Source organism: Photobacterium sp. SP02 (genome assembly GCF_038519165.1).
GTDB lineage: Bacteria > Pseudomonadota > Gammaproteobacteria > Enterobacterales > Vibrionaceae > Photobacterium > Photobacterium halotolerans.
The window spans coordinates 1-11,748 of sequence record NZ_JASJOJ010000085.1 but is presented as its reverse complement, the minus strand read 5'-3'; the positions used below and the strand labels follow the sequence as shown (position 1 = coordinate 11,748).

Below are 11,748 nucleotides of genomic sequence, written 5' to 3'. Positions count from 1 at the left end.
ACCATACCGATATCTGATATGCCAACCCCGACGGTTGAAACCTATCCTGCCGCAGAAGAAGCACACTGGAGCGATGCAATTTTGGTGTTTCCTGACGGTTCTGAGATTGCGCCGATTTATATCGTCTATAAAGAAGATCGGCGTAATCAACCAGGTGTTGTTACTGGTAAAGGGAAAGACGTACCATGGGAAGACGGGTACTGGCTGGGCAAGGCGGCCAATGAGGGTCAGGGGCAGTATATTCCAACCGCGATTGCAGATGCCTTGAGAGGTAAAGAGTTCAGTCGTTTTTCAGAACTCCAGTCTACGTTCTGGTTGGAGGTGGCTAAAGATCCACAGCTGATGAGCCAGTTTAATCGTCGTAACCAGGCACTCATTCGCAAAGGTAATGCGCCAGCGACAGAAAAAGAGTTTCACTGGGGGGCGCCTGGAAAAGAAAAAAAATTAAAGAAATTCTCGTTGCACCACGTCGAGCAAATCCAGCACGGCGGGGCGGTATATGACCTGGACAATCTAAGAGTGGTGACACCTCGCCTGCATTGGGGGGAGATCCATGGTACTAAGGGGAGACGAAATGTTGACAATGAAAAATAGCTTGCAGGACTACACAGAAACTGAGTTTTTCGAAATTCTGGAGCAGACCATTGAAGCCGAAGAGGAAGACGTCGACACATTGGCGGATTTTTTTGAAGAGCATGTTCGTCATCCAAAAGGGTGTGATTTGTTGTTCTATCCTACCAAATGTGGAATTGAAGACACTTCTCAGGCTGTGATTGATGAGCTGAAACGCTGGTACGCCGAGCAGGGCTTACCCTGCTTCAAATCTGAATAATCATCCAACTACACGCCACAATAGCTCAACTCCGTTGATTGTGGCGTGTATCTAACCTTCAGCGAATTTTAAGCTGCCGCGGAATCACTTCGACGCCGGCGCGGTATCGTCCTGCGGTGGCATTGAGGGCCAGTTCCAGTGCGCTGTCTGCGATATCTTCAAACTGCTGTGGCAGAGAGTGAATACGCATCGGCAGAAAATCCAGCAATCTGTGATCACCAAAGGTCGCCAGTTGGGTGGTGGTCATCAGCTTGGGGTGGGACAGAAAACAGTCCAGCATGCCTTCAAACAGGGTGTAGGAGGTAATGAGTATACTGTCCGGCACCTGATCGCTGTCAATCCAGGTCTGCAGTAGGCGCTGGCCTTCTTCAGGGCTGAAGTGCGTGCCATACAGCGTATTGACGGCTATGTCTGGCCGGTGATCACGGATGGCGGCATGGAATCCCATTTCCCGCTGTTGCGAAATCCCCAGGTCCGGCACGGCGCCAATCAGACCAATAGAAGCAGTGTCCGCTTGTATGAGCTGCTCGGTCAGCGCATAAGCACCGTCGTGATCTTCACTGATCACACAGGCAAAAAACTCATCATCCAGGCCGCGGTCAATAGCGATCACCGGGACACCGGCTTCCTGGATCTGGCGGTAAAAAATATTGTCAGCAGGTAAGCTGCTCGCCACAATCAGCGCGTCGATACGCCGTCCGACCAGTGTCTGCGCCACTTTCATTTCTGTCTCTGGTTCATCGTCAGAGCAGCTGATAATCACCTGGTAGCCGGCTTTGCGGGCATCACGCTCAAGAAGCTTGGCCAATTTTGCGTAACTGGAGTTTTCCAGATCCGGGATGATCAGGCCCAGCGAACGTGAGCTGCCTGCCCGCAGCGCGCTGGCCGCATGGTCGGGTTTGAAGTTGTGTTCATCAACCACAGCCATGACTTTTTGCTGGGTCTTTTCACTGATCCGGTACTGGCTGGCTTTGCCGTTAATCACATAGCTGGCCGTCGTGCGGGAAACGCCCGCCAGTCTGGCAATTTCATCTAGCTTCATCGTGTCTCATTCACTCGAAAATCAGGCAAAGTGTGTGGTGGATCATAGATTGAAAACGGATCCAATGTCCATTGTTTGCAATTCTTGCTGAATCGATCCAGCATCATAGCTGAAAGGTTTCAGCACTGTCTTCTCAGATATTCTATACTCTCTGGTACATCGCTGAAACTTTTTATTTACCTCGTTGCTGAATCGTTTCAGCTTGACTTCAGCTGTTGTTGAGCATGAATCGGTTATCAGACAAAACACTCAGTATATCCGGCCTCCAGAGCCGGTGAGAACAAACAGGGGAGTGAAACACATGTTGTCACTGACGCAACAAGACATAGTGCTGAATCAATCAGCCAAAGATAAAACTGCGGCAATATCGGCCCTTGCCGGTGAGCTGACACAGCAAGGCTTGGTGTCTGAAGGCTATGTCAAAGGCATGCTGGCCCGCGAGGCGCAAAATTCGACCTTTCTCGGCAGCGGGATTGCTATCCCTCACGGTACAACCGATACCCGGGATCTTGTTCAGCAAACCGGGGTGAAAATTCATCATTACCCGCAGGGGGTCGACTGGGGTGACGGCAATACTGTGTATCTGGCGATTGGCATTGCTGCGAAATCGGACGAACACCTCGGGATACTGAAACAACTGACTAAAGTGTTGTCGGCAGACGGTGTGGCAGAGCAGATCCGGCAATGCAGCACTGCCGATGCTTTAATCTCACTGCTCAATGGCGACACTCAGCTGGAAGCCGATTTTGATGAGTCACTGATTGCCCTGCATTTTCCGGCGACCGATTTACTGCAGCTGACAGCGGTAGCTGCTGGCCTGATCAAAAATAAGCAGGCCGCCGATAACGCATTTGTTGCTGATGTGATAGCCGAGGGCGCGTCGTATCTGGGGCAGGGACTGTGGCTGGCCAGAAGCAGCAAAGGGGTTAGCCGCACGACCTTGTCTTTTGTGACGCCGTCACAAGAAATCATCCACCAAGAACAATCCATCCACCAAGAACAACCGGTGAAAGGCTTGCTCATGCTGGCTGCCTGTAACGCGGCCTGTCATAAACCGCTGAACCTGCTGGCGCAAAAGATGTACCAGAACCAGCTGCACACTCTGTTTGAAGCCGATGCGGCACAACTCCCGGCAGTGTTTACAGACGCTCAGCCCGCGGCGAGCGATGAGGCTAACACTGCGGTGTTTAAGATTCGTAATGCGCACGGCCTGCATGCCCGTCCCGGCGCCATGCTGGTGAGTGTGGCGAAGAAATTCGAATCGGCTATTCAAGTGAAAAATCTGCAGGGCGACGGTAAATCTGTCAATGCCAAGAGCCTGATGAAAGTGATTGCGCTGGGTGTTAAGCATGGTCATGAACTGGAATTTATCGCTGACGGTTCGGATGCTCCCGAAGCCCTGTCGGCCATCGGTGATGCGATTGCTGCCGGACTGGGTGAGGGCAGATAGATGAGTACTCAGGCAACCCGAAATGACACCCAACCCAAAGTGGTGGCGGTCAATCTCAATCCGGCGCTGGATTTGACCGGCAGTTTATCTGTGCTGGAGGCTGGTACGGTCAATCTGGTCGAACGCGGGTCTCTGCACCCGGCAGGCAAAGGGGTCAATGTCGCCCGTGTGCTGGCTGAGCTGGGCGCCGCTGTGACTGTGACCGGACTGCTGGGCACTGAAAATCAGGATCCGTTTTGTGAACTCTTCAGCCAGTACGGTATAGAAGACGCGTTTGTCCGCGTACAGGGCGCAAGCCGGATTAATGTCAAACTGGTCGAAGCCAGTGGCCGCGTCAGTGATATCAACTTTCCCGGTGTGACTGTCAGCCAGGACGATGTGGCCGCCATGGAGTACAAATTGTTCGAGCTGGCTGAGCAACATGAGGTGTTTGTGATTGCTGGCAGCCTGCCGGCGGGATTGAGTCCGACAGTCTGTGCGGACTGGATCAAAAGGCTAAAAGTACAGGGCAAAAAGGTGCTGTTCGACAGCAGCAATCAGGCCCTGAAAGCCGGTCTGACGGCTTCGCCCTGGCTGGTGAAGCCCAATGATGAAGAGTTGTCCGCCTGGTGCGGCAAGACATTGGAAACACCGGCGGAACTGAAAAGCGCCGCGGAGACGCTCTATCGCCAGGATATCGCCAATGTTGTGGTATCGCTGGGCGCGAAAGGCGTGATGTGGCTGGATGAATCTGGCTGGTTGCACTCGCAGCCGCCGGTTATGGAGGTCGTCAGCACCGTTGGCGCCGGGGATACCCTGGTGGCTGGCTTATGCTGGGGTTACCTCAATCAATGGAATAAACAAGAAACACTGGCGTTTGCAACGGCTTTGTCGGCATTGGCGGTGACCCAGGTAGGGGTCGGCGTACCCGATGACGCGCTGCTTAATCAAACGTTGGAAAGTGTTCAGATCAGTAACCAGTAGCCTGTTGGCCAAAACGTGAATTGTTGAATGACAAAGGTGACGACATGAAGATAGCAATACTGACCGCTTGCCCGAGCGGAATCGCAAATACGGTCATCGCGGCCGGTTTAATGGAACAGGCGGCGAAAGCGCTGAACTGGCAGGCTGATATTGAAGCCCAGTCCAGTATTATGCCGGTGACCCCCTTGTCACAGACTGCCATTGAACAGGCAGATGCTGTGGTAGTAATTGCAGACAGCCCGGTGGATCTGAGCCGTTTTGTCGGTAAGAAAGTGTATCGCGGCGGCATGGCACATTGTCTTGCTGATCCTAACGCCTTCCTGCAATCGGCGGTATCGCAGGCAACTGTGCTGGAGCAGGCGGAGCCCGTCGCTGCAGAGTCCGCATCAGCTTCTGCGGCTCAACACATTGTTGCCATTACGGCATGCCCGACAGGGGTCGCACACACTTTTATGGCAGCAGAAGCGCTGGAAGAAGAAGCCAAACGCCAGGGGTATAGCATTAAAGTCGAAACCCGTGGCTCGGTGGGAGCCAAGAACCAGCTGACGGCGGAAGATATTTCAGCGGCTGATTTGGTGATCATTGCTGCCGATATAGAAGTGGATCTGTCTCGTTTCGAAGGAAAGCGACTGTATAAAACCAGTACCGGCGCGGCATTGAAGAAAACCCGGCAAGAAATCGACAATGCTTTTGCTTCTGCTTCCGTGTTTCATGGCAAAGCCTCCGGCGCGGCCACGGCGTCAGCCAAAGAAGAGAAAACCGGCCCTTACAAGCACCTGATGACGGGTGTATCGCACATGTTGCCATTGGTGGTTGCCGGTGGTCTGGCTATCGCTCTGTCGTTTGTGTTTGGTATCGAAGCGTTCAAAGAAGAGGGCACCTTAGCTGCGGCATTAATGCAGATTGGTGGCGGCTCGGCCTTTGCACTGATGGTTCCTGTGCTGGCGGGCTATATCGCGTACTCTATCGCGGATCGTCCGGGTCTGGCGCCTGGCTTAATTGGCGGTATGCTGGCCAGTTCAACCGGAGCCGGTTTCCTTGGTGGTATCGTGGCCGGTTTCCTGGCGGGGTACAGTGCCAAGCTGATTGCCGAAAACGTGCGTTTACCCTCTTCGATGGAAGCACTGAAACCCATTCTGATCATTCCCTTGCTAGCCAGCCTGATCACCGGACTGGTGATGATCTACATCGTTGGCGGTCCTGTGTCTGCGGCCATGAACGGCCTGACCGAGTTTTTGAACAACATGGGTTCGACCAACGCTGTGCTGCTGGGCATTCTGCTGGGCTGTATGATGTGCTTTGACTTAGGTGGTCCGGTCAACAAAGCCGCATATACCTTTGGTGTCGGCCTGCTGGCATCACAAACTTATGGCCCGATGGCGGCCGTGATGGCCGCCGGTATGGTACCGGCGCTGGGTATGGGGCTGGCGACTTTCCTGGCTAAGCGTAAGTTTTCACAGCCTGAGCAGGAAGCAGGTAAAGCTTCTTTCGTGCTGGGACTGTGTTTTATCTCAGAAGGAGCGATTCCATTTGCCGCCCGTGATCCTATGCGTGTGATCCCAAGCTGCATGGCTGGCGGCGCGTTAACCGGTGCATTGTCTATGTTGATTGGGGCAAAACTGATGGCACCGCATGGTGGTCTGTTTGTGTTGTTCATTCCTAACGCTATTACACCTGTGCTGATGTATCTGGTTGCAATTGCAGCGGGTACGATTCTGACGGGTGCCACCTATGCGTTTTTGAAACGCACGGAACAGGCGGAACTGGTGACGGCATAATGAAAAGAGCCCCAGACATAGTCAATGTCTGGGGCGTTGCCACCGCTGCCTACTGAATCTGTGGGTGCTTATCCTCATTGTGCACTCTGTTTTCCCCAAAAAGCGCATGACGCAGAATGACTGAGAACACCGACCGCTTTGTTGTATGTAGGCTCTCCTTGCGAGTAAGACTGCCGTATTGGCGAAAGCGCATTTTTCCCAATTATTATTGTTGATTACCCAATGTCATCGTGGATGCATTGATGTTGTTATTACTGCCGTCGTATGAAACTGCGATTATTCTTCGACTGTGTACAGAATGGCGTCGTCACTGGTAATCAGCAGATAGGTATCCCCTGGTTCCAGGTTAGGTAAACAAAGATCCAGTTGCTGCGGATCCACCACCTCGCCGTCCTGACCTTTGGTTGCTGAAATCTCAAACTTATCACCACAACTTGCCATCAATATGGTTGACGAGACTTTACCGGCGGCGACATTGGTTGAGCCAGTGGCTGTGGCTGACTGGTAATCAATTTTGATGTCGGTATTGGTAAAAACTCTGAACCCGTACTGATCGTCCGGTACGTCATCATCATTATCGCGTCGGATAGCGCTCACTTTGAAGCTGTTGGTGGTTTCACCGTCCAGCCAGACAATCGTCCACCAATCCTCACCATTGTTGAGCAGGGTATTCGTCTGTGCCGGTTCTTCTTCCAGCTGATATTTGGTGTCCCAGATACCAATGGTGACAGGCTGGGCTGAGCTGCCGCCCCAACGGTGCATATACTCGCGGTGCGTGCTGTCGCTGATCGGGCCGCCTTGCATATTGCCGGTAGTGAACAGGCTGGCGGTACTCGCATCAGAGCCGTTTTGCACAAAAACATTCACTTGCTCGCGGGCCGTATTGACGAAGGTCAGTCTGGCCTGGCGATCCAGCTGGATGCTGCCACCGGATGCATCGCCAGAATCACTCCCTGAGCCGCCGCCACCACAGGCAGTCAGCGTCACAATAATTCCCAGATTCAGCGCAAAACCCCAAAATGGCTTATTCATTTGCCACCTCTAGTTGGATTAATTTATTCCTTTCTCAGTAAGCATATTTCAACGATTGGAGCTTTTTTGAGTAATAAGGGGGGCGCAGAAAAGTTTTCATTAATTAGTTCAAATTGCGAGGTTTTTTCACTCTCAAAGCTGAGACACGCTGCCTGGTAGCGGGATTTTGCATGCGATCAGCCAATCGGGGAGGAGAAATAGTAGTGACGGCAGGAAAACCACTAAACCACAGTTTGACACTATGGTTTAGTTAATGGCTTAGTTAATTTTATAACATTATCAATGCTATTTTATTAACACATTCTGCGTTTCAGGCCGCTTATATCCAGCAACCGGGTTGAGATCTCTTCAACCGACAGCGAGGTGGTGTTGAGATAAGGGATAGCCTCGCGTCGGAACATGGCCTCTACTTTTGACAACTCACTTTCACATTGCCCCTCACTGGCATACTGGCTGTTGGCATAGCGCTCATTACGTATAGTGACAAGGCGCTCTGTATCTATGGTTAAACCGTATGTTTTGTAACGATAAGGTTCGATCCCCTTGGGCAGTCTGAGGCTGTTCATGTCGTCAGCAATGAAGGGGTAGTTCACCGCACGAATGCCAAACTGCATGGCCAGATACAGGCTGGTGGGGGTTTTGCCACATCGTGATACGCCAAGCAGAATAATATCGGCCTTATCCAGGTTACTCAGGGATATTCCATCGTCATGAGCCAGGGTGTATTCGATGGCAGCGATTCTGTCCTGATAGCTGGCCACATCACGGCTGATGCTGTGTGAGCGGCCCAGCATGGCATTGGGCTGCATGTTCAGATCTTTACTGAGAGGCTGCACCAGTGCGTCAAGCACATCATACAATTTGGCCTGACATTGATTAATAACGGCTTTTACTTCCGGCAGAACGATGGAGTAAAAAACCAGCGGCTCGATACCGGATACCCGATGAGCTTCATCAATTTTCTCTTTGACTTGCTGAGCACGTTCCACCGACTCAACAAAAGGCAGTGTGGTTTGGCGAATCTCAATGTTAAATTGACCGAGTACGGCGTGCCCAAGTGTTTCAGATGTAATCGCTGTACCGTCAGAAACGTAAAACACATCACGAAAATCAGATTTGCGGCGCATAATAAGTTGAGTCCTTTAGATGATCCTGTAACGATTGAGGCCAACAAACAATTTATAACTATAACCCTACAGGGTAAGTGTTCTGCTGAGCAAGGTTTTGCCAGCAGTTTGTCTTGAACGGCGACTATTCTGAAGCAAGTTTTTTTTGAATGCTAAAGCAATCGTTTCCGTTGAGAGTTTGCCCACACTATACAGCTGATCCAATACAAGGAGACTTCCCGTGCAACAGAATGTTGTTTGGTATGATGCTTTATCAATGAACGACGTTGATAAAGTTGGTGGTAAGAACGCATCGCTGGGCGAAATGGTCGCCAATCTTGCGAATGCTGGCGTGAAAGTACCTAACGGTTACGCAACAACATCTTATGCATTCAACCAGTTTCTGGAAGCCAATAACCTGAATGATCGTATTTACGATCTGCTGGATACGCTGGATGTCGATGATGTGAACGCGCTGAAGCTGGCGGGTGATACTATCCGTAAATGGGTGTATGAAGCACCGTTGCCAGCTGACCTTGAGCAGGACATTCGTCAGTGCTACAAGGAACTGGGTGAAGGCGATGACATGCTGTCCGTCGCTGTGCGCTCTTCTGCAACCGCTGAAGACCTGCCAGATGCCTCGTTCGCAGGCCAGCAGGAAACTTTCCTCAACGTTCGCGGTATCGATTCAGTTTTCGAAGCCGTGAAACATGTATTTGCTTCTCTGTTTAACGACCGTGCTATCTCGTACCGTGTTCACCAGGGTTTTGACCATAAAGGTGTGGCACTGTCTGCGGGTATTCAGCGCATGGTACGCTCTGATAAAGCCTCTTCCGGTGTGATGTTTACACTGGACACTGAATCTGGCTTTGATCAGGTCGTGTTCATCACTTCTTCTGTAGGTCTGGGTGAAATGGTCGTGCAAGGCGCGGTTAACCCGGACGAATTCTACGTACATAAACCTACCCTGGTTGCCGGTAATCCTGCCGTCGTTCGCCGTACTCTGGGCTCTAAGCTTCAGAAAATGATTTACGGTGAAGGTAAAGCACTGGGTACACAAGTTGTTATCCAGGACACAACCGCCGAAGAGCAAAACAGCTTCTCCCTGACCGACGCCGAAGTCGAGGCTCTGGCGAAGCAAGCCATGATCATCGAAAAACACTACGGTCGTCCGATGGACATCGAGTGGGCGAAAGACGGTATTACCGGTGAGCTGATGATTGTTCAGGCCCGTCCGGAGACTGTTCGTTCCCGTGATGATGCCAACGTGATGGAGCGTTTCCACCTGAACGGCCAGGGTACATCTCTGGTTGAAGGTCGTGCTATCGGTCAGCGTATCGGTACCGGTGTGGTCCGTGTGGTGAATCATCTCGACCAAATGGATCAGGTGCAGGCTGGCGATGTGCTGGTGGCTGACATGACTGACCCGGACTGGGAACCTGTCATGAAGAAAGCGGCTGCCATCGTGACTAACCGTGGTGGTCGTACTTGTCACGCGGCGATCATTGCCCGTGAACTGGGTATTCCTGCCGTTGTCGGTTGTGGTAACGCCACTGAGCTGCTCAAAGACGGTCAGATTGTGACGGTTTCCTGTGCACAGGGCGAAACGGGCTTTATCTACGAAGGTGAGCTGGATTTCGAAATCCGCCGCTCTGAAGTGGACAACCTGCCTGAACTGCCACTGAAAGTCATGATGAACGTGGGCAACCCGGACCGTGCATTCGACTTCGCCTGCATTCCCAACGAAGGTGTGGGTCTGGCGCGCCTGGAGTTCATCATCAACAAGATGATCGGCATTCACCCGAAAGCGCTGCTGAACTATGACGCGCAATCGGACGAGCTGAAAGCTGAAATCGACCGCCGCATCGCAGGTTACTCCGATCCGGTTGAGTTCTACATTCAGAAGCTGACCGAAGGGATCTCAACCCTGGCCGCCGCATTCTGGCCGAAGCGCGTGATTGTGCGGATGTCAGACTTCAAATCGAACGAGTACCGTAACCTGGTTGGTGGTGTGAACTTCGAACCGGTTGAAGAAAACCCGATGATTGGTTTCCGTGGTGCATCCCGTTACGTGTCGCCTAAGTTCCAGGATTGTTTTGCCCTGGAATGTGAAGCCATTAAACGTGTTCGCAATACCATGGGTCTGCGTAACGTTGAAATCATGATCCCGTTCGTACGTACCGTGAGTGAAGCGGCTTCTGTGATTGATTTGCTGGCGAAATTCGACCTGCGCCGCGGCGAGAACGGCCTCAAAGTCATCATGATGTGCGAGCTGCCATCGAACGCGATTCTGGCCGAAGAGTTCCTGAAGTACTTCGACGGCTTCTCCATCGGCTCCAACGACATGACACAGCTGACGCTGGGTCTGGACCGTGACTCCGGTGAAATCGCCCACATGTTTGATGAGCGTAACGAAGCGGTGAAAGCCATGCTGTCGATGGCGATTAAAGCAGCGCGTAAAGCCGGGAAGTACGTCGGCATCTGTGGTCAGGGCCCATCTGACCATGATGATCTGGCCGACTGGCTGATGGAGCAGGGTATCGATTCTGTATCCCTGAACCCGGATACCGTGGTGGAAACCTGGCTGCACCTGGGTAAGAAATAAGCACAAGTCAGTGAAGCTGAAATAAAGAATTAAAGCCCGCGCATGTCGCGGGCTTTTTACATCCGTGCTCGCCTCACGAACCCCACCCTGACCCTCCCCTTGCCAAGGGGAGGGAATTGCCGAGCTCACATTGAATTTGGTCCGGTTCCTCCCCCTTTTCAAGGGGGAGGTTAGGAGGGGGTTACTGGGCACAGACGCCAAATCCGTGCTCGCTTTACGAACCCCACCCTGGCCTCGTTTTGCCAAGGAGAGGGGATAGTAGTGCTAACAACAAATGCTTTCAGTTCCTCCCCCCTTTTCAAGGGAGAGGTGAGGAGGGGGCAACGCACAAACGCTACATTTGTGATCACTTCGCGACCACCCTTAAACCACACTCACCGCCTCTTTTTCCTTCCGGCGGGTAAAGGCAATCCCGGCCACTAAAACCGCTAAGCTAATACAGACCCAAACCGGTAATTGCGGGAAAATGACAGCCGTACTGGCCAGCAGTGACGCAAGGCCATAACCCAGGGTGTGTGACATCGAAATCAAACCGGCGATCTTTCCGGGTTTTTCCGGATTGGTTTGGGTTGCCATTGATGTATATGCCGGAACTAAAAGTGCAGCGCCTACGGAAACCACGACCATGGCAATTGTGAATACCCAGAAAGCAGAGTTGAGGAAAAGCACGAAACCAGCCAGCAGGGCAAAGCCGCCCAGCCGGTACATGGTGTCGATGTCCAGTTTCTTCTTTTTGATCACCAGCACCTGGGTCAACAGGGTAAACGCGGCGCTCAGAGTCAGCAGCAAGCCAATGGCCTGACTAATGTCATCGGTCGACCATGCTGTAATGGCGCTAATCAGAGGTGACAGGCTGTATTGCAGCAAAGCGACAACCGTGCAGAGCAGCAAACTGTGGTTAAGCCAGAAAGCCCTGATGGATGCGGCGAAAGCCCTGCAA

General features: G+C 52.2%; 10 protein-coding genes. 6 read left to right on the top strand and 4 right to left on the bottom strand.

The window, feature by feature from the left end:
• Together P0Y67_RS21065 and P0Y67_RS21060 are read left to right on the top strand one after the other, a co-directional pair.
• A partial coding sequence (locus P0Y67_RS21065; protein WP_342393438.1) for an S-type pyocin domain-containing protein occupies positions 1-594 on the top strand: 594 nt, incomplete at its 5' end.
• Complete coding sequence (locus tag P0Y67_RS21060) at positions 575-832, top strand: bacteriocin immunity protein (RefSeq protein WP_225445246.1); 258 nt, start codon at positions 575-577, stop codon at positions 830-832. The genes P0Y67_RS21065 and P0Y67_RS21060, both read left to right, overlap by 20 nt.
• Positions 833-890: 58 nt before the next feature.
• On the opposite strand, the gene cra is transcribed toward P0Y67_RS21060, so the two are convergent.
• A complete protein-coding gene (gene cra / locus P0Y67_RS21055; RefSeq protein WP_342393437.1) occupies positions 891-1,874 on the bottom strand; it encodes a catabolite repressor/activator in 984 nt (327 codons plus the stop codon).
• Positions 1,875-2,175: 301 nt separating this feature from the next.
• Here cra and fruB point away from each other — a divergent pair, with 301 nt between their 5' ends.
• From fruB to fruA, 3 genes are read left to right on the top strand one after another with little or no spacing between them, the layout of a single operon-like run.
• Positions 2,176-3,324, top strand: a complete 1,149-nt coding sequence (gene fruB / locus P0Y67_RS21050; protein ID WP_342393436.1) for a fused PTS fructose transporter subunit IIA/HPr protein — start codon at positions 2,176-2,178, stop codon at positions 3,322-3,324.
• On the top strand, positions 3,325-4,287 hold the full coding sequence (gene pfkB / locus P0Y67_RS21045) for a 1-phosphofructokinase (RefSeq protein ID WP_342393435.1): 963 nt from the start codon (positions 3,325-3,327) through the stop codon (positions 4,285-4,287).
• A 44-nt stretch (positions 4,288-4,331) separates the two neighbouring features.
• A complete protein-coding gene (gene fruA, locus P0Y67_RS21040) occupies positions 4,332-6,065 on the top strand; it encodes a PTS fructose transporter subunit IIBC (RefSeq protein ID WP_342393434.1) in 1,734 nt (577 codons plus the stop codon).
• A gap of 276 nt (positions 6,066-6,341) precedes the next feature.
• Here the strand turns inward: fruA and P0Y67_RS21035 are convergent, their stop codons facing one another.
• Together P0Y67_RS21035 and ppsR are read right to left on the bottom strand one after the other, a co-directional pair.
• Positions 6,342-7,097 carry a hypothetical protein gene (locus P0Y67_RS21035; protein WP_342393433.1) on the bottom strand — a complete coding sequence of 252 codons (756 nt, stop codon included), beginning with the start codon at positions 7,095-7,097 and terminating at the stop codon, positions 6,342-6,344.
• 293 nt (positions 7,098-7,390) lie between these two features.
• The gene (gene ppsR / locus P0Y67_RS21030; RefSeq protein ID WP_342393432.1) at positions 7,391-8,224 is read right to left on the bottom strand and encodes a posphoenolpyruvate synthetase regulatory kinase/phosphorylase PpsR; all 834 of its coding nucleotides are present in this window, start codon (positions 8,222-8,224) and stop codon (positions 7,391-7,393) included.
• Positions 8,225-8,444: 220 nt separating this feature from the next.
• Between ppsR and ppsA the strand changes: the two genes are divergently transcribed.
• A complete protein-coding gene (gene ppsA, locus P0Y67_RS21025; RefSeq protein ID WP_342393431.1) occupies positions 8,445-10,808 on the top strand; it encodes a phosphoenolpyruvate synthase in 2,364 nt (787 codons plus the stop codon).
• 363 nt (positions 10,809-11,171) lie between these two features.
• Here ppsA and P0Y67_RS21020 read toward each other — a convergent pair.
• Positions 11,172-11,748: MFS transporter (locus tag P0Y67_RS21020; RefSeq protein ID WP_342393430.1), on the bottom strand; the 577-nt coding region annotated here is incomplete at its 5' end.